Source organism: Cupriavidus gilardii, from assembly GCF_013314895.1.
GTDB classification, from domain to species: domain Bacteria; phylum Pseudomonadota; class Gammaproteobacteria; order Burkholderiales; family Burkholderiaceae; genus Cupriavidus; species Cupriavidus gilardii_C.
In genome coordinates this window covers 41243-67171 of the sequence record NZ_JABTYE010000020.1, presented here as the reverse complement: position 1 = coordinate 67171, position 25929 = coordinate 41243, and the positions used below count along the sequence as shown (strand labels likewise).

The 25929-nt window shown below is 68.9% G+C and carries 17 protein-coding genes and 1 riboswitch; of the genes, 6 read left to right on the top strand and 11 right to left on the bottom strand.

Annotation, left to right across the window (positions count from 1 at the left end; translation table 11 throughout):
• Positions 1–101 precede the first annotated feature (101 nt).
• The 4 genes from HTY53_RS18845 (at position 102) to HTY53_RS18830 (ending at position 6438) form a co-directional block, all read left to right on the top strand.
• Positions 102–2180 carry a sensor domain-containing diguanylate cyclase gene (locus tag HTY53_RS18845; RefSeq protein ID WP_254600018.1) on the top strand — a complete coding sequence of 693 codons (2079 nt, stop codon included), beginning with the start codon at positions 102–104 and terminating at the stop codon, positions 2178–2180.
• A 104-nt stretch (positions 2181–2284) separates the two neighbouring features.
• A complete protein-coding gene (fumC, locus tag HTY53_RS18840; RefSeq protein WP_174108027.1) occupies positions 2285–3691 on the top strand; it encodes a class II fumarate hydratase in 1407 nt (468 codons plus the stop codon).
• Positions 3692–3808: 117 nt separating this feature from the next.
• Complete coding sequence (locus tag HTY53_RS18835) at positions 3809–4795, top strand: GGDEF domain-containing protein (protein ID WP_174108026.1); 987 nt, start codon at positions 3809–3811, stop codon at positions 4793–4795.
• Positions 4796–4928: 133 nt separating this feature from the next.
• A riboswitch (glycine riboswitch) is annotated at positions 4929–5044 on the top strand.
• A 56-nt stretch (positions 5045–5100) separates the two neighbouring features.
• On the top strand, positions 5101–6438 hold the full coding sequence (locus HTY53_RS18830; RefSeq protein ID WP_174108025.1) for a D-amino acid dehydrogenase: 1338 nt from the start codon (positions 5101–5103) through the stop codon (positions 6436–6438).
• Positions 6439–6879: 441 nt separating this feature from the next.
• Here HTY53_RS18830 and HTY53_RS18825 read toward each other — a convergent pair whose 3' ends face one another.
• From HTY53_RS18825 to zwf, 6 genes are all read right to left on the bottom strand, one after another.
• Complete coding sequence (locus HTY53_RS18825; RefSeq protein WP_174108024.1) at positions 6880–7674, bottom strand: SDR family NAD(P)-dependent oxidoreductase; 795 nt, start codon at positions 7672–7674, stop codon at positions 6880–6882.
• Positions 7675–7802: 128 nt separating this feature from the next.
• Positions 7803–9251 carry an ATP-binding protein gene (locus HTY53_RS18820; protein WP_174108023.1) on the bottom strand — a complete coding sequence of 483 codons (1449 nt, stop codon included), beginning with the start codon at positions 9249–9251 and terminating at the stop codon, positions 7803–7805.
• Positions 9251–10033 (bottom strand): response regulator, encoded by a 783-nt coding sequence (locus HTY53_RS18815; protein ID WP_174108059.1) that lies wholly within the window; start codon positions 10031–10033, stop codon positions 9251–9253. The genes HTY53_RS18820 and HTY53_RS18815 overlap by 1 nt, the downstream gene beginning before the upstream one ends.
• Positions 10034–10076: 43 nt before the next feature.
• Positions 10077–11051, bottom strand: coding sequence for a glucokinase (gene glk / locus HTY53_RS18810; protein ID WP_174108022.1), 975 nt, complete (start codon positions 11049–11051; stop codon positions 10077–10079).
• A 144-nt stretch (positions 11052–11195) separates the two neighbouring features.
• Complete coding sequence (pgl, locus tag HTY53_RS18805) at positions 11196–11876, bottom strand: 6-phosphogluconolactonase (protein ID WP_174108021.1); 681 nt, start codon at positions 11874–11876, stop codon at positions 11196–11198.
• 64 nt (positions 11877–11940) lie between these two features.
• The gene (gene zwf / locus HTY53_RS18800; RefSeq protein WP_174108020.1) at positions 11941–13389 is read right to left on the bottom strand and encodes a glucose-6-phosphate dehydrogenase; all 1449 of its coding nucleotides are present in this window, start codon (positions 13387–13389) and stop codon (positions 11941–11943) included.
• Between the two features lie 213 nt (positions 13390–13602).
• On the opposite strand from zwf, the gene edd reads away from it, so the two are divergent.
• The gene (edd, locus tag HTY53_RS18795; RefSeq protein ID WP_174108019.1) at positions 13603–15426 is read left to right on the top strand and encodes a phosphogluconate dehydratase; all 1824 of its coding nucleotides are present in this window, start codon (positions 13603–13605) and stop codon (positions 15424–15426) included.
• A 112-nt stretch (positions 15427–15538) separates the two neighbouring features.
• On the opposite strand, the gene HTY53_RS18790 is transcribed toward edd, so the two are convergent.
• The 5 genes from HTY53_RS18790 to HTY53_RS18770 all read right to left on the bottom strand — a co-directional run bounded on the left by HTY53_RS18790 (position 15539) and on the right by HTY53_RS18770 (position 23243).
• Positions 15539–16477 (bottom strand): mechanosensitive ion channel family protein, encoded by a 939-nt coding sequence (locus HTY53_RS18790; protein WP_174108018.1) that lies wholly within the window; start codon positions 16475–16477, stop codon positions 15539–15541.
• A gap of 46 nt (positions 16478–16523) precedes the next feature.
• Positions 16524–17738 carry an osmoprotectant NAGGN system M42 family peptidase gene (locus HTY53_RS18785; protein ID WP_174108017.1) on the bottom strand — a complete coding sequence of 405 codons (1215 nt, stop codon included), beginning with the start codon at positions 17736–17738 and terminating at the stop codon, positions 16524–16526.
• A 51-nt stretch (positions 17739–17789) separates the two neighbouring features.
• On the bottom strand, positions 17790–19616 hold the full coding sequence (ngg, locus tag HTY53_RS18780; protein WP_254600017.1) for an N-acetylglutaminylglutamine synthetase: 1827 nt from the start codon (positions 19614–19616) through the stop codon (positions 17790–17792).
• A gap of 197 nt (positions 19617–19813) precedes the next feature.
• Positions 19814–21556: an N-acetylglutaminylglutamine amidotransferase gene (locus tag HTY53_RS18775; RefSeq protein WP_438820972.1), complete on the bottom strand. Its 1743-nt coding sequence runs from the start codon at positions 21554–21556 to the stop codon at positions 19814–19816.
• Positions 21557–21971: 415 nt separating this feature from the next.
• Positions 21972–23243, bottom strand: coding sequence for an MFS transporter (locus HTY53_RS18770; RefSeq protein ID WP_174108015.1), 1272 nt, complete (start codon positions 23241–23243; stop codon positions 21972–21974).
• Between the two features lie 449 nt (positions 23244–23692).
• On the opposite strand from HTY53_RS18770, the gene HTY53_RS18765 reads away from it, so the two are divergent.
• Positions 23693–25897, top strand: coding sequence for a TonB-dependent receptor family protein (locus HTY53_RS18765; RefSeq protein ID WP_174108014.1), 2205 nt, complete (start codon positions 23693–23695; stop codon positions 25895–25897).
• Positions 25898–25929 lie beyond the last annotated feature (32 nt).

The window sequence follows — 25929 nt, the reverse complement described above, 5'->3', positions numbered from 1 at the left end:
CCGCCAGCCCCCGAGGGCCGCTACTCGCACCATGCCGCTCGATGTGATACGGTGACGCCTACGGAACCCGCCGACCCCGGGGAACGCCCTTGCGGGCACGCATGCACCGTCCCCCCTTGCTCGACGCCTCGCCCAACGCACCGCAGAAAGGACCGCACGACACACCGAACGACGATCGCCGCGCGCAGGCTGCTGCGCCACAGTCGCGTCGTCCGCGTTTCGCGCTGTCGTTGACGACCCGCATCGCGCTGGTCACGGCCGGTCTGTCAACCGTGCTCGGTGCCGCCATTGTGGTCGGCTCGCTGCAATCGGCCCATGCCGACCTGCGTGACGCACTGCAGGCCCAGCAGGATTCGGTGGTCAAGCTGACGGCGGAGCAGCTCGACTCGGCGGTCACCGACCGCCTGGTCCTGCTCGAACACCTGGCCCCGCAATTCAGCACGAAGATGGATGCGCCGCGAGCCGAGCTGCAGGCCATGCTCAGCCGTGCGCTGCCGATTCCCGGCACCTTCAACAGCGCCGTCGTGGTCGACGCCAAAGGCATGCTGCTGGCCCGCGACGGCACCGTGGTGTCGGTCGCGGATCGCACTTACTTTCGCGAGGCCGCGCGCACGCTGGCGCCGGTGATCAGCCCGCCGATCCGGGCGCGGGCCGACGGTTCGGTCGGCGTGCTGCTGGCCGTGCCGATCGTCTCGGACGACAAGACCTTCCTCGGACTGGTGGGCGGATGGATCGACATGGCGCGCTCGAACTTCCTGGTGGAGGTGCCGCACAGCCCGATCGGCAGCACCGGTTTCTATTGCCTGGTCTCTGCCGGGCCACAGCCGGTCTACGTCCAGCACCGGCTGCAGCAGCAGGTGGGACGGCCGGCGCGCGCGCAGGGCGAGACCTGCGGCGTGCAGGCGCATCCGGCCACCTTCGAATTCCTGACGCCGCGCGAGCCGGTGATCGCACGCTATTTGATGGCGACGACCGGCTGGGAACTGGTCGCGGTGCTGCCGGCCAAGGAGGCCTTCCAGCCCCTGCACGCGATGCAGCAGCGCTTCCTGCTGTGGTCCGCGGTCGCGGTCGCGATGGTGGCGATGCTGAACTGGTTCGCGGTCCACTGGATGTTCGCGCCGCTGGCGCAATTGCGGCGCGTGGTGCGCGACAGCGCGCGGGACCTGTCGGCCTATGAGCGGCTGTCGACCCATCGCCACGACGAGATCGGCGTGCTGGCGCGCGCCTTCGCCCGGCTGATGCGCGACGTGCGCGAGCGGCGCGAGCAGCTGCACCGCAGCGAGGCGCGCCTGCGCGCGGTCACCGACACCCTGCCCTCGCTGCTCGCCTTCATCGACACCGACGAGCGCTACGTCTTCAACAACCTCGCCTACGAGCGCACCTTCGGCATCCCGCTGGACCAGCTGCGCGGCATGACGCTGCGCGAACTGCTGGGCGAGGCGCGCTACGCCCGCATCCAGCCCTACCTGCAGCAGGCACTGGCCGGGACCGCGGTCACCTTCGAGACCGAGTTTCACGATCCGGACTATCACTGCACCGAGACCAATTTCCGTCCCGAATGGAGCGCCGACGGCAGCCGCGTCGAGGGCGTCCATGTCCATGTGCAGGACATCACCGCGCGCAAGCTCGAGACGCTGCGGCTGGCGCAGATCTCGCGCCTCGATCACCTGACGCAGCTGCTGAACCGCAGCGCCTTCGAGACGCGGCTCGCCGAGGCGATGGCTCGCAGCCGCTCGCAGGATCGCCTGATGGCACTGCTGTACCTCGACATGGACCGCTTCAAGGCGGTCAACGACGTCTACGGCCACGCGGCCGGCGACCAGCTGCTGCAGAGCTTTGCCAAGCGGGTGCAGCGCTGCGTGCGCGAGCGCGACGCGGTGGCGCGCCTGGGCGGAGACGAGTTCGCCATCGTGATGGAGGACATCGACCGGCCCGATGTCGCGGTGCGCGTCGCCGGCGCGATCCTGCATTCGGTCGGCCGCCGCTTCTTCATCGAAGGCGCCTTTGTCGACGTCAATGTCAGCATCGGCATCGCGCTGTACCAGGGCGGCCCGATCACGTGGCAGCAGCTGGCCAAGGAGGCCGATGCGCTGCTGTACCGCGCCAAGGACGCTGGCCGCGGACGCTTCGAGATCGGGCCGCCGGAGCTGGCGAGCCGGTCCCGGGAAGCCCGCTTCTAGCGCCACCTTCGCCTCCGGCGCCGCACTCTGCGTCGGCCGCCCCGGCGGCGTATCCTAGAAAGCCTGAAAAATCGATCCGACCCGTTCGTCCACAGGAGCCAGTCATGTCAGACCAGCAGCCCCCCGCGACCCGCATCGAACAGGACAGCCTGGGCCAGGTACCCGTCCCCGCCGAGCACCTGTGGGGTGCGCAGACCGAGCGCTCGCGCCAGAACTTCCGCATCGGCAACGAAAAGATGCCGCCGGCGCTGATCGAGGCCTTTGCGATCCTGAAGCTGTGCGCGGCGCGCGCGAACCGTGAGCTGAACGTGCTGGACGCGGGGCTGGCGCAGGCGATCGAACAGGCCGCCGAGGAGATCATCGCCGGCCAGTGGCCCGACGAGTTTCCGCTGTCCGTCTGGCAGACCGGCTCCGGCACGCAGACCAACATGAATCTGAACGAGGTGATCGCCAACCGGGCGATCCAGCTGCTCGGCGGCGAGGTCGGCAGCAAACGTCCCGTTCATCCCAACGACCACGTCAACGCGAGCCAGTCGTCCAACGACAGCTTCCCGACCGCGATGCACATCGCCGCGGCGCGCGCAGTGCAGCGCCAGCTGCTGCCGGCGCTGGAGACGCTGCAGAAGACGCTGGGCAGCAAGGTCGAGGCTTTCGCCGATATCGTCAAGGTCGGCCGCACCCATCTGCAGGACGCTGTGCCGCTGACGCTGGGCCAGGAGTTCTCGGGCTACCAGGCGCAGGTCGCCGACGCCCAGGCGCGGCTGCACCAGGCCGTGCTGCGCGCGATGCCGGTGCCGCAGGGCGGTACCGCGGTCGGCACCGGACTCAATGCGCCGCCGGGATTTGCCGCCGCGTTCGCACGCGCACTGGCGGACTACACCGGCCTGCCGTTCGAACCGGCTGCCAACCGTTACGCGCTGCAGGCCGCGCACGACGCGCTGGCCGATCTGTCGGGCGCGCTGAACACCACGGCGTCGTCCTTCCTGAAGATCGCGCGCGATTTCATGCTGCTTGGCTCGGGCCCGCGCGCCGGCTTCGCCGAGCTGCAGCTGCCGGCCAACGAGCCCGGCTCGTCGATCATGCCGGGCAAGGTCAATCCGACCCAGGCCGAGGCGCTGGCGATGGTCTGTTGCCGCGTGATCGGCAACCACACCACCATCACGCTGGCCAACGGCCTCGGCACGCTGGAGTTGAACGCCTACAAGCCGGTCATCGTTTACAGCCTGCTGCAGTCGGTTACACTGCTGGCCGACGCGGCGGCCAGCTTCGCCGAGCATATGGTGGCCGGCGCCGAAGCGGACCGCGCGCGCATCGCCGAGCTGCTCGAACGGTCGCTGATGCCGGTCACCGCGCTGAACCCGCATATCGGCTACGACAAGGCGGCCGAGATCGCCAAGCTCGCCGTTGCGCGCAATCTGTCGCTGCGCGAGGCGGCGATCGCCTCGGGCCATGTCACCGCCGAGCAGTTCGAACAGTGGATCGATCTGAAGGGGATGACGCGCGAGGTGTAGCGCCGGCCTGCCATTGAACGACCTTATCGACCGGCCGCGCGACGCCGCAGCGGCCGGCGACAAACCCGCGTCAGACGGGCCGACGACGATCGGGGTAACGACGATCGCATTGACGAGATGATTCCTGCTCCCATTCCCGCCGATGACCCGCGGCGCCTCGACGCGCTGTACTCGCTGAACATCCTGGATACCGCCGCCGAAGAACGCTTCGATCGGCTGACGCGGCTGGCCAGGCGGCTGTTCGACGTGCCGATCGCGCTGGTCAGCCTGGTCGACGCCAAGCGCCAGTGGTTCAAGTCCTCGTTCGGCCTGGCCGTGCGCGAGACGCCGCGCGAGCAGTCGTTCTGCGGCCACGCGATCCTGCGCGACGATCTGCTGATCGTGCCCGACGCACTGCAGGACCAGCGCTTTCACGACAATCCGCTGGTCACCGGCGCACCGGGCGTGCGCTTCTACGCGGGCTGCCCGCTCGCCGTGCGCGGCGGCGCCAAGGTCGGCACGCTGTGCCTGATCGACACCGAGCCACGCGAGTTCGATAACGACGACCAGGCCCTGCTGCACGATCTGGGACGCCTGGCCGAGCAGGAACTGGAGTCGGCCCAGCTGGCCTCGATCGACGACCTGACCATGCTGTCGAACCGGCGCGGCTTCTCGGCGCTGGCGCAGCATGCGCTGGCGGTCTGCCAGCGCCAGGCGATGCCGGTCACGCTGCTGTTCTTCGATATGGACGGCTTCAAGGCCATCAACGACCGCTTCGGCCATGCCGAGGGCGATCTGGCGCTGTCGGCCTTTGCCGACCAGTTGCGCCAGGCCTTTCGCGACTCCGATCTGATCGGACGGCTGGGCGGCGACGAGTTCGTCGTGCTGCTGGTCGATGCCTCTACCGACCAGTGCGACGAGATGCTGGCCCGCTTTCGGCAACGCGTGGACGCGTACAACGCGCAGAGCCAGCGCGGCTACCAGCTCGATTTCAGCGCCGGCGCGGTCGCTTTCGATCCGGCCCGGCATGCCGGCATCGCCGACCTGCTGGCGCAGGCCGATCAGGCGATGTACGCCAACAAGCAGGCACGCAGGCAAGGCGGGGCGCCATCCGGTCGCAGGTAACTCGCGTTGCGGCCGGCGCCGCGCCGTGTTACTGTCCGCCCATCCAGGAGAACGCGAGCCTGCGGCGCGACAGCGCGGCGGCAGCGCTGCCGAAGGCGTACCCCCGAAACGCTCAGGTACCGAAGACTGGAGAGGACAACGAACTGGAGAGCGCTGCCATCCGCTATCGACGATGACGGCCGCCGAAGGGGCAAGCCGGGTCCGGGTGGACACGGTGAATCTCTCAGGCAAAAGGACAGTGGGGGCAGCCGCGTTGGCATCGACGATGCCGGCCGGCTGCCCCTTTTTGCATCCTGGAGCCTGAAATGAAAGTCATCGTAATGGGGGCCGGCGTGATCGGCGTGGCCTCGGCGTGGTATCTGTCCAAGGCCGGCCACGAGGTCGTGGTGCTCGAGCGCAATGCCGGCGCGGCACGCGAAACCAGCTTCGGCAATGGTGGCCAGATCTCGGTCAGCCATGCGGAACCCTGGGCCAATCCCTCCGCACCGCTCAAACTCCTGAGCTGGCTGGGACGCGAGGACGCGCCGCTGCTGTTCCGCCTGCGTGCCGACCCGGCGCAATGGGCGTGGGGCCTGAAATTCCTGCGCGAATGTCCGGCCCGGCGTTCCACCCGCAACATGATCCAGCTGCTCAACCTCGGCACCTACAGCCGCGCCAGCCTGCAGGCGCTGCGCGCCGAGACCGGCATCGAATACGATCACCTGAGCCGCGGCATCCTGCACTTCTACACCAGCCAGAAGGAATTCGACGCGGCCATCGAGCCGGCGCGCATCATGCGCGAGCTCGGCTGCGAACGCCGCGTGATCGGTCCCGACGAGGTGGTGCAGCTTGAACCGGCGTTGGCCGCGATCAAACCGCGGCTGGCGGGCGCCACCTACACCAGCGAGGACGAGTCCGGCGACGTACACCGGTTCACCACCGGCCTGGCCGCGCTGTGCGAGGCGCGCGGCGTGCGTTTCCGCTATGGCGTGCGCGTGCAGCGGCTGCTGGCCGAAGGCGGCCGCATGCGCGGCGTCGAGATCGCCGACGAGACCGGCGCCTACACCGTCGAGCAGGCCGATGCCTATGTGCTCGCGCTCGGCAGCTTCAGCCCGATGCTCGCGCGCCCGCTCGGCATCAAGCTCGACATCTATCCGGCCAAGGGTTATTCGGCGACGCTGCCGGTGCTCGATCCCGAGCGCGCGCCGACAGTCAGCCTGACCGACGACGAGTACAAGCTGGTGTTCTCGCGGCTGGGCGACAGGCTGCGCATCGCCGGTACCGCCGAGCTCAACGGCTATTCGATGGAGTTGAACCCGGTACGCTGCGAGGCCATCGTACGGCGCACGCTGGAGATCTTCCCCGGTGTCAGCCGTCCGGAACTGGCGCGCTACTGGACCGGCCTGCGTCCCGCGACGCCGGGCAACGTGCCGTATATCGGCGCGAGCGCGGTGCAGGGGCTGTACCTGAACACGGGCCACGGCACGCTGGGCTGGACCCACGGCTGCGGCTCGGGACGGGCAATCGCCGAACTGATCAGCGGCCGCGTGCCGGAAGTGGACTTCGGCTTCTGCGGTCCGCTGCCGCAGGCGCCGCGGATGGCGCGCCCGCTCGCGCCGGTGGTGGCTGCGCGCACCGCCGCATCGGAGCCGGCCGAAGTTTGATACGAGTCTGATACAGATCTGAAACAACGACACCGGCGCGGCATGGCATCGCCATGCGCGCCGGTGTTTTCGTTTCATCGCTGCCGGCGCATCCATGGGCGCCAAAGCGTACCCGTTTCTGCGCACGGCTTTCGGCAAGCGTACCCGTTTCTGCGGGCCGCATGGGCAGCCGCATCGACAGCCTCATGGCCCGCACAAAGTGCCCCTGGCGGGCCAAAGACAGTCCGGGCATGGCACGAATCGGGCGGGCAATCCGCAGCGGCCGCCTGCCATGCGCGGCGCGCACCGTACCCGTTTCTGCGTCGTGCGAACTCGGTCCGAGGCCGCGTGGCGTGCCGAGCGTACCCGTTTCTGCGTACACAATATCAGTCGAATCAAGGCTCTTCGATGCCTCGACGTCTCGTCATCGCCGCGCGGATGCAGCGCGCTCGCGCCCCGGCATCAAGCGATGGTGTCCACCACGCCGCCATCGACCCGCAACGCGGCGCCGGTAGTCGCCGATGCCTGCGGCGAACAGACGTAGACCACCATGTGCGCGACCTCCTCCACCGTGGCCGCGCGCTGGATGATCGAACTGGGCCGATGCGCCTTGACGAACTCGGCGGCCGCCTCTTCGATCGACAGCCCCGCCTTGTCCGCGTCCTCGCGCAGCATCTCGCGCAGGCCGTCCGACAGCGTCGGCCCCGGCAAGACGGCATTGACTGTGACACCGGTACCGCTGAGCCGTTTGGCAAGTCCGCGCGATACCGCCAGCTGCGCGGTCTTCGAAAAGCCGTAGTGGATCATGTCCTCCGGCGTGTTCAGCGCCGACTCCGACGAGATGAAGACCACGCGGCCCCAGCCGCTTGCCGCCATTGCGGCGGTATACGCCCGCGCCAGCCGCACGCCCGACATCACGTTGACATCGAAGATGCGGGTCCAGTCCTCGTCGCTCAGTTCGTAGAAGTCGCGCGGACCGTAGATGCCGGCGTTGTTGACCAGAATGTCCACCGCCGGCTCCGCGGCCACGATGGCGTCGCAACCCTCGGCGCTGCCGACATCGGCCGCGACGCCGCGCACCGAGGCGCCCGGCACTTCGCGCACCACGTCCGCGATGGCGCCCTCGACGGTGTCCTGCTCGCGGCCGTTGACGATGACCGTGGCGCCGCTGCGCGCGAGGCCAATGGCGATGGCCAGCCCGATGCCGGCGGTCGAGGCAGTGACCAGCGCGGTCTTGCCGGTGAGATCGATCTGCATGAGTACCTCCTGAAGCAGTGTGAAACGAGCGAAGCGGTCGGAAGGGGCCGGGAAAAAGTCGGTCACACGCGTACGCAGAAACGGGTACGCTTTTCGACAGGAGCGCGGCAGCGCGTCGAGGCAGTGGCCTAATTGCGGCGCGCGCCCTGCGCGTTGCCGGCTTCCGGAATCACGACCCGCACGCGCAGCCCCGGCGCGTTATCTTCCAGCGACACCGTGGCGCGATGCACCTGGGCGATCTCGTCGACGATGGCCAGGCCCAGGCCGCTGCCGCCGCTCGGCGCATCGGGCAAGCGGTAGAAGCGATCCAGCACGCGGGCGCGCTGCTCGGGCGGGATGCCGGGACCGTTGTCGGCGACGATCAGCGCAACGCGGCCCGCGTCCGCACGCTGCACGCGCACGTCGACCTTGCCGCCTGCGGGCACATAGCGCAGCGCGTTGTCGATCAGATTGGTCAGCAGGATGCGCAGCGCGTCGGGATCGCCCTGCACGGTCAGCCCGGCCGCGTCTGCATCGCCAGCATCGCCAGCCTTGCGACCATCGCCACCATTGCCACCATTGCCATCATTGCCACCATCGTCGCCGTTGTCGCCGCCGCTGGCGTCGAGCCCCAGGTCGATATTCCGATCCAGCGCGGCCTGCGTCATCTCGCCGACCACCGTCGCGGCCAGCTCGCGCAACGCGACCGGCTGCTGGCCCGCGACGACCGCGCCAGGCTCATGGCGCGCCAGCGTAAGCAATTGCGTCACCAGATGCGTCAGCCGCTCGAGTCCGTCCCGCAGATTGCCGACCGCCTCGCGGCGCGCCGGCTCGCTGTCGGCGCGTTCGACCAGTTGCGCCTGCAGCTGCAGCGCGGTCAGCGGCGTGCGCAGCGCGTGCGCGGCATCGGCGATAAACGCGCGCTGCGTGTCGATCGCGTCGGACAGCCGCGCCAGCAACAGGTTGAGCGCCTCGGTCAGCGGCGCGATCTCGGCCGGCATCTCGGCGACCGCCAGCGGCGACAGCGCGTTGGCATCGCGCTTGCCGACCTGCCGCGCGATCTCGCGCACCGGCCGCAGCCCGCGGCCGACCGCCAGCCAGACCATCCAGCCGAGCAGCGGCAGCAGCAACAGCAGCGGCGCCACGGTGCGCAGCGCCATTCGCGCGGCCACTTCGCGGCGCGCGCTCATCGGCTGCGCGATCTGCACCACCGCCGGCCCGAGCTGCACGCTGTAGATGCGGAACTCGCCATCGTCGGTGCGCACATTGGAGAAGCCGAGCTCGGCGCGCGGCGGCAGCAACGGCCGCGAATGCGACAGATAGAGGCTGCGGCCGGTGCCGTCCCAGATATGGATGACCACATCCTCGTCGGAGCGGAACAGATTGTCGGTGCCGGGCGGCAGCGGCGGCGACAGCGATGGCATCGCCGGACCGCTGAACTGGCTCGGCAGCGCGAGCGCGACCTGGCGCATCTGGTAGTCGAACAGCGCGTTGGCCTCCTGCCGGGCCTGCCCGTAGATCAGCGCGGTGGCGGCGGCGATGCCGGCCAGCAGGCCGAGCGCCAGCCACCACAGCAGGGTTCGCTGGATCGATCGCATCAGCGCGCTCCTCCGGCGGCTTCGTGCTCTTCGCCGCCGTCCTTGCCGGCGTCCTTGCCGCCGCCCTTGTCGCCCTGCTGCGCGCCTTCCTCGAGCTTCGGACAGACATAACCGACGCCACGGATATTGCGGATCAAACCCTGGCCAAATTTCTTGCGCAGCGCGTGGATGTAGACCTCGACCGTGTTGCTGCCGACCTCGTCGTCCCAGCCGTACAGCTTCTCCTGCAGCTGCTGCACCGACCACACCTTGCCGGGCCGGGCCAGCAGCGCCGCCAGCAACGCGTATTCGCGCGCCGACAGATGGACCGGCTCGCCGGACAGCGTGACCTCGCGCGTGGCGGGATTGAGCACGATCGCGCCGTAGCGCACCAGCGGCTCGGCGCGGCCTTGCGCGCGCCGCGCCAGCGCGTGGATGCGCGCCACCAGTTCCTGCAGGTCGAAGGGCTTGACCAGGTAGTCGTCGGCGCCAGCGTTCAAACCGGCGACGCGATCGGCGACCGCATCGCGCGCGGTCAGGATCAGCACCGGCGTGGCAACGCCGCGCGCCCGCATGCCGGACAACACATCGAGGCCCGAACGGCGCGGCAGGCCGAGATCGAGCAGCACCAGATCGTGCTGTCCTTCGGCTGCGCCGCCGGCGCCGACGCCGGGCGGTTGCGTGGCAGCCGACAGGCCGGCCTCGCCATCGCGCACCCAATCCACCGCGAAGCCTTCCTGACGCAGCGCCAGCCGCACGGAATCGCCGATCATCGTGTCGTCTTCGATCAGCAGCACGCGCATCGCTTCGCTCCGTTGGTTCGCCACTGCGGGCCGCCGCGGCGGCTCATTGCCGATCGACCGCTTCGGCCAGCGCGTGGGCCAGCCCCGGCAGCGCGGGAAACTGCGCGGTGATCACCTGCACCGGCACCGGCTCGAGGAACGCACGCATGCGCCCCTTGTCGACGAAGCGGGCGTTGAAGCTCGATGCTGCCAGCGCGTCGACGAAGCGCGGCACGATGCCGCCGCCGATATAGACGCCGCCGCGCGCGCCGAGGATCAGCGTCACATCCGCCGCCACCGAACCGAGCAGCCCGCAGAACACCGCGAGCGCGCGCTGGCACAGCGCGTCGCCCCGCTGCAAGGCGCCCTCGGTCACCTCCGCCGCAGTCAGCGGCACGCGCACGGGCGTACCCGTTTCTGCGGCCAGCGCGGCATGCGTATGCGACAGTCCCATGCCCGACAGCAGCCGTTCGGCCGAGACGCGGCCGTGCTCGCGATGCGCGGCATGCCAGGCGATCCACTCGTCGTCGGTGGCGGGCATCAGTTCGACGTGCCCGCCCTCTCCCGCCAGCGCCACCGGCCCCGCACCATGGCGGCCGGGGATCAGGCCGGACACGCCGAGACCGGTGCCGGGGCCGATCAGGGCCAGCGGCGTGTCGGCCGCGGGCGTGCCGGCACGCACGGGCGCCAGCTCGCCGGGCTGCAGGTACGGCAGGGCCAGCGCCAGCGCGGTGAAATCGTTCAACGCCAGCAGCGTCTCGAGTCCCAGCGCCTGGCGCACCGCCTCGATCGAGAACGCCCACGCGTGGTTGGTCAGCTTGACGCGATCGCCGGTGACCGGATTGGCCAGCCCGATCGCCGCGTGGCGCGGCTGCGGACCGGACAGCTGCGACAGGTATTGCCGCATCGCCGCCTCCAGCGACGGATAGTCGGCGACCTTCAGCGCGGTGACCGGTCCGATCGCATCGGGCGCGGTCTGCAGGGCGAAGCGGACATTGGTGCCGCCGACATCGGCGAGCAGGCGGGGGTAGGTAGTCATCGCAGGGCGGGAAACATCGGGCGAAAATCGGGCCGTGGCGGCAACGCGTGCATTCGGGCTACGTATCCGGACGGCGCGTTCAGGCGGCGTATTGAGTCGGCGTATTGAGTCAGCGTATTGAGTCAGCGAATTCGGGCGGCGCTTTCACGCGGTGAACACGTCGAAGCCGTAGCGATGCCGGCTGGCCACCAGCCCCACCGGCAACGCGGGCCCGGGCTGCTGCAGCGCGCGTTCGAACACCTCGGCCCTGGCCGCGCCGGCAAACGCCAGGAACACGCGCTCGGCGGCCAGCAGGGCGGCCAGATTCAGCGTCACGCGCGCATGCGGCGCGCTGGCCGGGCGCGTCACCACATAGCAGGGCGTATCGCCGTTCAGCGCCTCGCCCAGCTCCGGCGCATCGGCGAACAGCGAGGCGGTATGGCCGTCCTCGCCCATGCCGAGCACCGCTACGTCGGGCTGGCGAAACGCGGCATTGAGGCGCACCACCGCCCGCGCGGGCTCGGATGCCTCGAGCGCATCGGCGATCAGCGGCACGAAGCTGGCCGCGGCCGCGGCATCATGCAGCAGATGCTCCTGCACGAGACGGGCGTTGCTGTCCTCGTGTCCGGGCGGCACCGCGCGCTCATCGACCAGCGTGATGGTCACCGCGTCCCAGCGCACCGGCCGATAGCGCAGCCGCTCGAACATCGGCACCGGCGAACGCCCGCCCGAAACGGCAAGTACCGCGTGTCCGCGGACCTGGATGGCGAGGTCGAGCGCGTGGCTGACGGAGGCGGCCAGCGCTTCGGCCTGGTCGAGCAGCGAGGGATGTTCGAAGCGGCGCATGGCGATTTCCGGATTCGGGGTTCGGGGTTCGTTGGAACGCAGGGGATGACGTCAACGCGGGGGGTCAAACCTCCTCGTGCCACAGCGCGTTGTCGCGCGACAGCAGCGCGGACGACGCCGCCGGCCCCCAGGTGCCGGCGGTATAGGGCTTGGGCGGCAGCGAACTCTCGGCCCAGGTATCGATGATCGGCTCGACCCAGCGCCATGCCTGCACCTGTTCGTCGCGGCGCACGAACAGGCCGAGCCGTCCGCGTATCACGTCGAGCAGCAGGCGTTCGTAGGCGCCGGCGCGGCGCACCTTGAACGAGTTGGCGAAATCGAGATCGAGCGAGGTCGGGGTCAGCGCGACCGTGTCGCCGGGCTGCTTGACCAGAAAGTACAGCCGGATGCTTTCCTCGGGCTGCAGCCGGATCACCAGCCGGTTCTGCGGCGACAGCGTCAGCGGGCGCGGAAAGATCGCATGCGGCACGTCGCGGAAATGGATCACGATCTCGGCGACACGCGACTGCATCCGCTTGCCGGTGCGCAGGTAGAACGGCACGCCGGCCCAGCGCCAGTTGGCGATCTCGGCCTTGATCGCGACGAAGGTCTCGGTGCGGCTGTCCGGCGCGATGCCTTCTTCCTCGAGATAGCCGGGCACCGGCTTGCCGGCGATGGCTCCGGCGCGGTACTGCCCGCGCACGGTCTTCTCGGCGACCTCCTGCGGCGAGATCGGCTTGAGCGCCTTCAGGATCTTGATCTTCTCGTCGCGCACCGCGTCTTCGGTCAGGCTGGTGGGCGGCTCCATCGCGACCATGCACAGCAGCTGCAGCAGGTGGTTCTGCACCATGTCGCGCAGCGCGCCGGTCTGGTCGTAGAAATCGCCCCGGCCCTCGACACCGAGCTCCTCGGCGATCGTGATCTGCACGTCCTGCACCCACTCGCGGCGCCACAGCGGCTCGAACAGCGCGTTGCCGAAGCGGATTGCCATCAGGTTCTGCACCGACTCCTTGCCCAGGTAGTGGTCGATCCGGTAGATCTGTTCCTCGGCGAAGTAGCGTGCCACCGCCGCGTTGATCGCCTCGTTCGAATCGAGGTCGTGGCCCAGCGGTTTTTCGAGGACCACGCGCACATTGGGGTGGTTCAGGCCGGTGCGGCCGAACTGCTCGCAGATCGGCACGAACAGATGCGGTGCGGTGGCCAGGTAGCAGACCACGACCTCGGGCTGGCGGGACAGTACCTTGCGCGCCAGCGCATCGAAGTGTTCCGGCTGCCGCGCGTCGGCCTGCACGTAGCACAGCCGCTGCACGAAGCTGGCCCAGTCGCCCGGCGGCGCGTGTTCGAGGCCGGGCCGCATGCCCTGCTCCAGCGTGGCGACGTACTCCTCGGTAGTGGAAGGATGGCTGCCCGTGGCCAGAATGCGCGCCGCGGGATGCAACAATCCGGCGCGATGCGCGTCGAACAAGGCCGGCAGCAGTTTGCGCCTGGCCAGGTCACCGGTGCCGCCAACCAGCACCATGTCGAAATCGGGCATGCTCACCCTGACCTCCTTGTCGCTTGATAGAGACCCCGTAGCGCGGCCGATGCGGCCAGTTTACGTGAGTCGCGGGCGCATTGCGAGCCACGCGGCAGCCAGCGCGTGGACTCGCGGCGCGGCGGGCATGCTCCGTGCAAGCCCCGATGACATGCGCTAGGCTGAACGGCAACGTTCCCCGCGACATCGAAGAATTCCGCTGGAGAGAGCCCCATGTCCCATCCCGTACTCGAACAAGTGACGGCCCGCATCGTGGCCCGCAGCGCACCGACGCGGCAGGCCTACCTGTCCCGCACGCAAGCCATGGCCGGCAGCAAGGTGCAACGCGCGCAGTTGTCCTGCACGAACCTTGCCCACGGCTTCGCCTCGATGCCGGAGCCCGCCAAGATCCGCCTGAAGGCCGAGGAACGGCCCAACCTGGCGATCGTGTCTTCGTACAACGACATGCTTTCGGCGCACCAACCGCTCGGAGAGTTCCCCGCCTGGCTCAAGGAGACCGCGCTGGAGGCCGGCGGCACCGCGCAATTCGCCGGCGGCGTGCCGGCGATGTGCGACGGCGTGACGCAGGGGCAGGACGGCATGGAACTGTCGCTGTTCTCGCGCGACGTGATCGCGCAGGCGACCGCGGTCGCGCTGTCGCACCAGATGTTCGATGCCGCGCTGTACCTGGGCATCTGCGACAAGATCGTGCCCGGGCTGGTAATGGGCGCGCTGTCGTTCGGCCATCTGCCGGCGGTGTTCGTGCCGGGCGGGCCGATGCCGACCGGCATCCCCAACGAGGAAAAGGCCCGCATCCGCCAGCTGTATGCGCAGGGCAAGATCGGGCGGGAGGAACTGCTGGAAGCCGAGAGCAGGTCCTACCATTCGCCCGGCACCTGCACCTTCTACGGCACCGCCAATTCGAACCAGATGCTGATGGAGATCATGGGCCTGCATCTGCCGGGCACCGCCTTCATCAACCCGCACACGCCGCTGCGCGAGGCGCTGACGCGCGAGGCCGCGCGCCAGGCGCTGCGGCTGGTCCACGGGGGCGAGCGCTACACGCCGATCGCGCAGGTATTGGACGAACGCGCCTTCGTCAACGGCATCGTCGGTCTGCTTGCCACCGGCGGCTCGACCAACCACACGCTGCATCTGATCGCGATGGCACGCGTGGCCGGCATCATGCTGACCTGGGACGATTTCGACGAGCTGTCGGCCGTAGTGCCGCTGCTGGCGCGGGTCTATCCAAACGGCCAGGCCGACGTCAATGGCTTCCAGGCCGCGGGCGGCCTGGCGCTGGTGATCCGCGGCCTGCTCGCGCGCGGCCTGCTGCATGACGATGTCACGACCATCGTCGGCCAGGGCCTGGAGGACTACACGCGCGAGCCGGCGCTGCGCGACGGCAAGCTGGTCTGGATCGACGGCCCCACCGAATCGCTGGACGCCTCGGTGGTGCGCGGCGCCGGCGAGCCGTTCGCGCCGGACGGCGGCATCAAGGTGCTGGACGGCAATCTGGGACGCGCGGTGATCAAGACCTCGGCAGTCAAGGCCGAGCATCAGGTGGTGCAGGCGCCGGCGCGCGTGTTCCATCATCAGGACGACATGCTGGCCGCCTTCAAGCGCGGCGAGCTCGAACGCGATTTCGTCGCCGTGCTGCCGTTCCAGGGCCCGGCGGCCTGCGGCATGCCGGAGCTGCACAAGCTGACGCCGACGCTGACGGTGCTGCAGGACCGCGGCTTTCACGTGGCGCTGGTCACCGACGGCCGCATGTCGGGCGCCTCGGGCAAGGTGCCGGCCGCGATCCACGTCTGCCCGGAGGCCCTGAAGGGCGGTGCCATCGGCAAGGTTCGCGACGGCGACATGATCCGCGTCGACGCGCCAGCCGGCATCCTGACCGCGCTGGTGCCGCAGGCCGAGTGGGAAGCGCGCACGATCGACGTGCCCGATCTGACCCGCCATCGCCATGGCGTCGGGCGCGACCTGTTCGGCAATTTCCGCCGCAACGTCAGCACGGCCGAGGAAGGGGCCTGCACGCTGTTCGCGAGCGAAGCATGATTGAACCCGTCGTCCCCGCACACGCGGGGACCCAGTGTCTTTTCGAAGACGCTGGATTCCCGCTTTCGCGGGAACGACATGCGCAGGGCCTCACGCGCCCAATGCTTTCCCGCTAGGCGCGCCGCGGCGTGCCGATGGCCGAGGGAGGCGACGAATGCGGCGCGGCATGCGGCGACGCGTGCGGCGTATGGTTCAGCACCACCGCGCCCTGCTCGCCATTGCCCGGCACGCGCAACTCCTGCACCGGCACCGCGATATCGATGCCCACCGCCTGCAGCTCGCGCTTGATGCGCTCGTAGAAGGCAAAGCGCAGATTCCAGTAGTCGTCGTTCGACGTCCAGCAGCGCACGTTCAGCGTCACGCCCTCGCTGGTGAAGTTGACGACCATCGCCTCGGCCGCCGGCACCTCGTGCACGCGCTTGTCGTCCGCGAGCATCCGGCGGAGCACGCCGAGGGCGGTCTGCACGTCGGCGCCGAACGGCACCGTGACCTCGATATCGAGCCGGCGCGTCGGATTTTCGCTGTAGTTGGTGATCGCACTGCCCCAGATCTTGTTGTTCGGCACGCGCAGGCAGACGCCGTCGAAGGTGGTCAGCTCGGTCATGAACAGCCCGGTCTCGCGCACGGTGCCCGCGATGCCCTGGGCGTCGATGTACTGGCCGACGCGGAACGGGCGCAGCAGCACCAGCATGATGCCGGCGGCGATATTCTGCAGCGTGCCCTGCAGCGCGAGCCCGATCGCCAGGCCCGCGGCACCGAGCATCGCGATGATGCTGGCGGTCTGCACGCCGAACTGCGACAGCACCAGGATCACGGTAACGACGCGCACCACCCACTGCGTGACGCTGCCCAGCATCGGCCGCAGCGTCGCGTCGACATGGGGGCGGTCGAAGGCGTGCAGCACCGCGTTGCGGGCACGCCCGCTGAGCCACCAGCCCACCAGCAGGATGGCGAGGGCGGCCAGCACATTGAGGCCCTGGTGCACCGCCAGTTGCAACAGATAGGCCCATGTGGCCTGCAGCTTGTCGGCGTCGATGAAATTCAGATCCATGGCGTCGGCTCCGGAGAAAACGGCATCGCGAGAGGTATCGCGGGCATCAGGAAGAACTGTCGGACGGATTGTCGCGGCGGGTGTGCACCAGCTCGCCGGCATCCGGCAACGGCGTCTCGCTGCGCGTCAGCTGGCGCGGATCGAGCTGATGCGAGAAGCCGGCCACCGAGCCCATGCGGCGCTGGCGGTCCTCCGGCAACGTGGGCCCGCTCTGGATATAGACGGTCAGCAGTTCGGCCAGATGCACCAGCACGTCCAGATGGGTCCGCTCGTAGCCGTGCGAGGCATCGGCGCCGAAGCACAGCAGCGCGGTGCGCACGTCGTGGCCGGCGCTGACCGCGGCCCCCGCGTCCGAATGGTAGAAACGGAACACGTCGCGATGGCTGGGAATGCCATGCTCGTCGCACAGCCGCAGCAAGCGCCGCGTCAAGTGATAGTCGTGCGGACCGGCCGAGTCCATCAGCGGAATCGTCACGCCTTCCTCGCGCGCGCCCTGCCCCGGCGCCACCGGACCAATATCGATGCCGATCACCTCGCTGACGTCGTCCTCGATCACCGCGGTGGCGCCCGAGCCGACCTCCTCGGTCAGCGTGAACACCGCGTGGCAGTCCATCGGCACCGACGCGCCGCTCTCGCGCACCGCCTTCAGCGCGGCCAGCACGGCCGCGACGCCGGCCTTGTTGTCCAGATGGCGCGAGACGACATAGCCGTTGTCGAGAATCTCCGGATTGGCGTCGAAGGCCACGAAGTCGCCGACCTGGATGCCGAGCGCGCGCAGCTGCTCCGGCGTCGAGGCGGGTTCGTCGAGCCGCAGCTCGAGCTGGTCCCAGTTGACCGGCTGGGTGTCGACCGCCTCGTTGTAGACGTGGCCCGAGGCCAGCAGCGGCAGCACCGAGCCGCGATGCCGGCCGTGCTCGGTAAACAGCGTCACGCGGCCGCCCTCGGCCCAGCGGCTGGACCAGGTGCCGATCGGCGCCAGCGCGAGCCGCCCGTTGGGCTTGATCTCGCGCACCATGGCGCCCAGCGTGTCCAGGTGCGCGACGATCGCGCAGTCCGGCCCCATGCCGCTGTTGGCGCTATTGCCGCGCAGCGTCGCGCGAATGGTGCCGCGCCGGGTCAGCTGATAGGGAATGTCGAGACCGTCGAGCACGCGGGCGGTGTAGTGCACGATCTCGTCGGTCAAACCCGCCGGGCTGGGAATGGACAGCAGCTCGAGCAGCGCAGTCTTCAGGTACAGCCGGTCGATCTTCAGTTTCTGCATGGATAGGCGATGCCTGGGCGCGCGCGCTCAGGAAGTCATTCAGGAAGTCATTCAGGACGTAAAGGGAAACAACAGATCGACGAAGCGCTCGGCGGTCGGCTGCGGCTCGTGGTTGGCCAGGCCGGGCCGCTCGTTCGCTTCGATGATCACGTACTCGGGCTGATCGGCGGCCGGCACCAGGAAATCCAGGCCAACCACCGGGATGCGCAGCGCGCGCGCCGCGGTCTGCGCGGCTTCGCGCAGCACCGGATGCAGCTGGCCGGTGACGTCGTGCAGCGTGCCGCCGGTATGCAGGTTGGCGGTCTTGCGCACCGGCACGCGTTGCCCGGCGGCCGGCACCGATTGCAGCGTCAGCCCCTGTGCGGCCAGGCAGCGTTCGGTCTCGGCATCGAGCGGAATGCGGCTCTCGCCCCCGGTAGCGGCGCTGCGCCGCGCGCTGTGGCGCTCGATCAGCGTCTTCAGGTCGGCCTGCCCGTCGCCGACCACCTCGGCCGGCTTGCGGATCGCCGCGGCGACCACCTCGTAGCCGATCACCACGATGCGCAGGTCCTGGCCCGGGCAGAACGATTCGAGCAGCACGGTGCCGCCCTCCTGGTGCGCGGTGTCGATCGCGCTGCGCAGATGATCCTCGGTGCGAACGTCCACGCTGATGCCGCGGCCCTGCTCGCCGAAGGCTGGCTTGACCACCACCGATCCGTGCTCGGCGAGGAAGGCAAGATTCTCGGCGTCGGTCGCGGCCTGGCGCTGCGCCGGCACCTTCAGCCCAACCTGCTCCAGCCGCTTGCGCGTCAGCGCCTTGTCCTGGCACCAGGTCATTGCGACCGCGCCGGTCAGCTCGGACAGCGACTCGCGGCACAGAATCTCGCGGCCGCCGTAGCGCAGGCTGAAGATGCCGGCGTCCGCATCGATGATCTCGACGCCGATGCCGCGCCGGCGCGCTTCCTTGACGATCAGCGCGGCATACGGATTGAGGTTGTCGCACTCGCTGGAGCCGGCGAACAAGGGCTCGTTGATGGCGTTCTTGTGCTTGACGACGAAGCCGTCGATCTGCACGAAGCCGAGCTTGTGGTACAGGCCGATCGCGTGCTGGTTGTCGTGCAGCACCGACAGATCGAGGTGCTTGCGCCCGCGCGAGGCGAACAGCGCGATCAGTTCGCGCACCAGCGCCTGGCCGACACCGGCCAGATGCGTTTGCGGATCGACCACCAGGCACCACAGGCTGCTGCCGCCGCGTTCGTCGCCGAAGGCGAGCAGATGGTCGACGCCCATCGCCGAGCCGATGATGTCGCCGGTGGACTCGTCTTCGGCGATCAGGTAGATCACCGCGTCATGATCGCGCTGGCGCCAGACGGTGGCGGGATCGAGGGGCACCATGTGGCGCGCCGAATAGAGGCGGTTGATCGCGGCGATATCGGCGCGGGTCGACAGGCGGCGGATCGTCACGCCCGCCGCGCCGGTGGCGGCCGCGGCCGCATCGCCGTCTTCGAGCGTGCGGCGGAACAGCAGCGACGGGTCCAGAAACAGCGTCTGCGGTGCCTCGGCCAGCAGCAGCTGCGGCGCTTCGACATACAGCGCGATATCGCGCCGGCCCGGCGCTTCCTGCTGCAGTTCGGCGGCCAGCCGCGCCGGCGACTCGAACGACGGGGCGAACATCAGCCGGCCCCAGCCGCAGTCGAGCATCGCGTTCGGGCGCGCGGATACCGGCGCCGGCGCAGGGCTCGGCTGCATCGAGGGATCCGGCTGCGCCGCCGCGCCGCCGGCATCGTGCATCACGGCGCGGGGCGTCTGGCCTTCGCCATCGACGGGCGCACCGAGATGGAGGGAATCGGCCAGCACCGACGGCTTGGCCGGACGGACTTCCGCATTGACGGTCGACATTCGATCTTTCTCCTCGTTGTTATCCATGTGCTTGCCCCGCTCGTTGCCGACACGGGGTGTCGGCCGCGCACGGCGGCCGTTGGCTTCATCCTGGGGGGCGGGCGCTGCCGCGTTGTCGGCTCTGTCGGCTCTGTCGGCTCTGTCGGCTCTGTCGGCTTTGTCCGCTTTGTCGGCTTTCTCGCCAGTCATGGCAGCCCTCACAGGCCATGCGTCTGCAGCCACGCCTCCAGCAGCGCGACCTGCCACAGCTTCGAACCCTTGAGCGGCGTGATGTGGGCATCGGGCTCGGCCAGCATCGACTCGACCACGCCCGGCCGATACAGACCGCGCTGGCGCGCCGCATCGCTGTCGACCAGGCCGCGCACGTAGTCCAGGAACGGGCCGCGCAGATACTTCAGCGCCGGCACCGGGAAATAGCCCTTCGGACGGTCGATCACCTCGGCGGGAATTACCTGACGCGCGGCTTCCTTCAGCACGTGCTTGCCACCCGCGGCGATCTTGTGGCGCGCCGGCATGCGCGCGGCCAGCTCCACCAGCCGGTGATCGAGGAAGGGCACGCGCGCCTCCAGCGCGTGCGCCATCGTCATGTTGTCGACGCGCTTGACCGGATCCTCGACCAGCATCACGGTGGTGTCGAGCCGCAGCGCGCGGTCGATCGCGTTGTCGGCGCCCGGCATGGCGAAATGCGCCGCCAGGAAGCGGCCGCTCGGATCGTCGGCCAGCCATTGCGGCGACAGCAGCTCGGCCATCTCCGACTGCGTACGGTCGAAGAACACCTTGCGATAGGCCGCGACGCCGCCGTCGGCATCGGCATTGGCCGCAAGCGGCGGATACCAGTGATAGCCGCCGAACACCTCGTCGGCGCCCTGCCCGCTCTGCACCACGCGGCTATGGCGCGCGACCGCGGCCGACAGCAGATAGAAGGCCACGCAGTCGTGGCTGACCATCGGCTCGCTCATCGCGCGGATCGCATCCGGCAGCGCGGCCAGCAGATCGGCGGCGGGAATCATCATCTTCTCGTGGCGCGTGCCGAAGTGCCGCGCCACCAGATCGGAATAGTGGAACTCGTCGCCGGCCTCGCCGCCGGCCGCTTCGAAGCCGATCGCATAGGTGCGCAGGTCGGGCGTACCCGTTTCTGCGAGCAGCCCGGTGATCAGGCTGGAGTCGACGCCACCGGACAGCAGCACGCCGACCGGTACATCGGCCACGGTACGCAGGCGCACCGCATCGCGCAGCGCGGCGAGCGTCATGTCGCGCCACTCCTCGAAGGTGCGGGCCTCGTCGGCGGCGTCGTGCACGAAGTCCAGCTGCCACCAGGTGTGCGTCTCGGTGCGGCCATCGGCATGCACCGTCATGTGCGTGGCCGGCGGCAGCTTGCGCACGCCCTGCACGATCGTATGCGGGGCCGGCACCACGGCGTGCAGCGTCAGATAGTGATGCAGCGCAATCGGATCGAGCGCGGTGTCGATGTCGCCACCGGCCAGCAGCGCCGGCAGCGTCGAGGCGAAACGCAGACGCTGCGCGTTCTGGCTGTAGTACAGCGGCTTGATGCCCAGGCGGTCGCGCACCAGGTGCGTGATGCCGGTATCGCGTTCCCACAGCGCGAACGCGAACATGCCGGCCAGGCGATCCAGCGCCGCCGGGCCCCAGGCATGCCAGGCCTTGAGGATGACTTCGGTATCGCCGGTCGACGAGAAGGTGTAGCCGCGCGCGCTCAACTCCTCGCGCAGCGCATGGTGGTTGTAGATGGCGCCGTTGAAGACGATGCCCATCCCCAGCGCGTTGTCGATGAAAGGCTGATGCGCCCGCTCGGACAGATCCATGATCCGCAGCCGGCGATGCCCGAAGGCGCGCCGGCCCAGACCGAACAGCCCTTCGCCGTCAGGGCCGCGCGCGGCCTGCACCCGCGCCATGTCGGCCACGGCGTGAAGGTCGGCCATTTGTTGATCGAAACGTAACTCTCCTGCGATACCGCACATCGATGGTCTGCTCCCTCCCGCAGGCGTGCGGGACTCCCTTGCTTATCGCACGCGGCGATGCCGGGGTCTGCCCGCGCCTATCCGACGCAATGTCGGACTTCGCCTACAGATAATCGAAATTGACAATATTTTCGGGACAGATCGATGGAGAAATGGTTTCAGTGAATATTTGCCGCTCGGCGCGGCGAGCGGGCGCGAGCCCTTGCTGGGCAAGGGCTGCAGCGGATTGAAAAAATATCGGGGAGAGTGCTGTCCGCGCCGCTTCGATCGGCAGGGCGCCACGCAGAAACGGGTACGGTCCGGGTGGGAAACCAGGTCGGATTCAGCTCGAGTCAGTGCCGAGTGAGTGCCGAGTCAGTTCCGAGTCAGGTCGGAATCAGCTGGATTCAGTGGCCCCGGGACTGTCGTGGAGCCGGTTGCGGTTCGCCAGCGCCGGGAACAGCCGCACCCACACGGCCACCACCACCAGCGTGCCGATGCCGCCCAGCAGCACCGCGCCAACCGGGCCCAGCCACGCCGCCGTCACGCCGGACTCGAATTCGCCGAGCTGATTGGAGGCGCCAATAAAGACCGAGTTGACCGCGCCGACCCGCCCACGCATATCGTCCGGCGTATCGAGCTGGACCAGCGTCGAGCGCACCACCACGCTGATCATGTCCGAGGCGCCCAGCACCACCAGCGCCAGCATCGACAACGGCAGGAAGGTTGACAGCCCGAAGCAGATCGTCGCCAGGCCGAACAGCGCGACCGCGCCGAACATCACCCGGCCCACCTTGCGCTCGAGCGGACGGCGGGCAAGCCAGATCGCCGTGGCCAGCGCGCCGATGGCCGGCGACGAGCGCAGCAGGCCCAGCCCCCACGGACCGGTATGCAGGATGTCGCGCGCATAGATCGGCAGCAGCGCGGTGGCGCCGCCCAGCAGCACGGCGAACAGGTCGAGCGAGATGGCGCCGAGCAGCACGGGCCGGCTGCGGATATAGGCAAACCCGGCAAACAGCGTGCTGACGCTGATCGGCGCGGTCAGCCGCTGAGGCCGCTGGCGCAATCGCAGCAGCGTGATCAGCGTGGCGGCGGCCAGGAACAGCAGCGCGCCGATCGCGTAGACGACGCCCGGGCCGGCCACGTAGGCAAAGCCACCAAGTGCGGGCCCAACGATGATCGCCGTCTGCGTCGCCGAGCTCGACAGCGCCACCGCGCGCGGCAGCTGGCGCGGCGTCACCACGCTGGGCAGCAGCGCCTGCAGCGTTGGGGTCTCGAAGGCGCGGGTCGCGCCGAGCAGCGCGACGAAGATGAAGATGTGCTCGTGGCGGACCCAGCCGGCCAGACTGGCCGCCGCCATGCCCAGCGCAATGGCCGCCTCGGTCAGTTGGCAGATCCGCACGATCTGCCGGCGGTCGAAGCGGTCGGCGACGTGCCCCGACATCAGCAGCAGCACCACCGACGGCAGGAACTGCACCAGCCCGACCAGCCCCAGCATCAGCGCATCGCCGGTCAGGTCGTACATCTGCCAGCCCACCGCCACGGTCAGGATCTGGTAGCCGATCGTGGTACAGAGACGGGCGCACCAGAACATGCGGAAACCGGGGTCGCGAAAGACCGAATCCGGATCGGAAGCGGCCGGGGCGGTGCGGGCAGGGGTGGAAGGCATGGCGGGAGAGAGAAGCGGCGCCGCCTTGTACGTTGGCGGCTGCCGGGACAGCGGGAGGCCGGTGTGGCTCGCCCATGGGTTGCCCATGGTTCGCTCCGTCGGCAAGCCGCAATTCTAGCGGAGCGGCGTCAGGCGCGCTGCACGCTACATGAATCCCTGCCGGCGGCGCGGTGTTTGCCCGGTGTTGGCCCGGTGTTGGCCCGGCGTTGGCCCGGCGTTGGCCCGGCGTTGGCCCGGTGTTGGCCCGGTGTTGGCGCGATGTTGGCCTTATGCAACGTCGACCATAACGGCGCGGCGGGTTTGTGCGCCTGAGAATGCTTCGCATTTATAATTCGCCGCTTCGCGGGTGACGCCGACGCCGTGATGCGCCTTCACCTGCTCGCGTGTCGGTCAATCGCGCTGTCTCGCGAACCCGACGCCGCTTTCCCGCCTTTCCTCAGGATCCGATCTTGCAAGCCGCCTTCCGCCTGACCGCCGCAGCCGCCGGCGTCGCCCTGCTGTGCCTGTCGTCCTCGGCCCGTTCGGCCGAGCCCGTCGTGACCGCCCAGGCTTCCCCGCAAGCGCAGGCGCAACCTCAGGCGCAGGCCGCTCCGGCGATCGCGGACGCCGACAAGACGCTGAACACGGTGACCGTGGTCGGCAACTGGCTGGACCAGCCGAACGAGACCAAGGTGCTGGAGCATCCGGGCGCGCGCTCGATCGCCGACCGGCGGACCATCGAGGAAAGCGGCGCCACCAATGTGCGGGAGGTGCTGCGCCGGATGCCGGGCGTGCAGGTGCAGGACAGCAACGGCACCGGCGGCAGCGACATCTCGCTGAATGTCGGCGTGCGCGGCCTGGCCTCGCGCCTGTCGCCGCGCTCGACCGTGCTGCTCGACGGCATTCCGCTGGCGGTGGCGCCCTACGGCCAGCCCCAGCTGTCGATGGCCCCGTTGTCGATGGGCAATATCGACACCATCGACGTGGTGCGCGGCGCCGGCTCGGTGCGCTATGGCCCGCAGAATGTCGGCGGCATCATCAACTTCGTGACCCGGCCGATTCCGCAGACCTTCGCCGCGCAGGCGTCGGTGGAAACCGAGATCGCGACGCACGGCGGCAATGTGAAGACCATGCCGAGCGTCTTCATCGGCGGCACCAACGACAACGGCCTGGGCGGCGCGCTGATGTACTCGGGCGTGCATGGCGACGGCTATCGCCGCAGCAACGACCGCGTCGATATCGACGACCTGATGCTCAAGGGGTCGTACCGGATCTCCAGCACGGACCAGATCACCGCCAGCTACCACTATTACGAGGCGCTGGCCGACATGCCCGGCGGGCTGACGGCCGCGCAGTACGCCGCCGATCCGTTCCAGTCGGTGCGGCCGTACGACACCTTCGCCGGCCGCCGCAACGACGTCTCGCTGAAATACTCGCACCAGGACAACAACCGCAAGTTCGAGGTGCTGACCTACTACACCGACAGCTTCCGCGGCAGCCAGATCGAGAGCGAGCGCACTGTCGGCAACCGGGTCGAGCGGCGCCTGGGAGCATTCCCCCGCCACTATCACACCTTCGCCGTCGAGCCGCGCTATTCGCAGCTGTTCCGCGGCGCCAACATCAGCCACGAGGTCAGCGTCGGCTACCGCTACCTGCGCGAGTCGAGCGACGAGCAGGCATCGCGCACGGCGTTCTACACGCCGGGCACCGTCGATCCGACCACGATCGCCTCGCCGATGTACCAATGGCGCAGCGGCGGCACCACCGCCAACGCGGTCTATATCGACGACACCATCAACATCGGCAACTGGACCATCACGCCGGGGCTGCGCTATGAAATGATCCGCTCCAACGTGACGGACCATTTCACGCAGCGCCGCACCGACATCAAGTCGGACGAGCCGCTGCCCTCGCTCGCGGTGATGTACCACGTCAGCGACAACTGGAAGCTGTTCGGCAATGCCGGCGTCTCGTTCGGCCCGCTGCAGTACTTCCAGATCGCGCAGACCACCAACGGCCTGGCGCCGGAAAAAGCCAAGACCTACGAGCTGGGCACGCATTTCAACGCCAATGGCTGGGGCGGCGAGCTGACGCTGTTCAACATCGACTTCGACGACGAGCTGCAGCTGCGCGGCGGCACGATGGGCAGCCCGGACGCGTGGACCAATCTCGGCGCGACGCGCCACCGCGGCATCGAGAGCTCGCTGCGCTACGACTTCGGCACGCTGTCGAAGACGCTGGCCGGCCTGTCCGCGTATGCCGGCTATACCTTTACCGAAGCTACCTACAACCTCGGCACCTTCGCCGGGCGCGATCTGCCGTTCTACTCGCGCCATGTGGCGACCGCCGGCGTGCGCTACAGCCGCAATCGATGGACGCTGAACGTGGATGGCTTCGCGCAGTCGCGCCAGCATTCGCCGGGCGATCCCACCGACGGCACGCCCTACCAGACGGCCGAGAGCGCCAACGGCGCGCTGGGCGACATCCCGGGCTACGCGCTGGTGCACATGCGCCTGGGCTATGACTTCGGCAAGTCGATGTCGAATCTGAAGGTGGCGGTGGGCGTCAAGAACCTGTTCGATCGCCGCTATTTCACGCGCTCGACCGACAACAACCTCGGCAAGTACGTCGGCATGCCGCGCACGTTCTACGTGCAGGCGACGCTGGCGTTCTGAAGGTGTGGCGATGCCAGGCCGCCGCAGGGCGG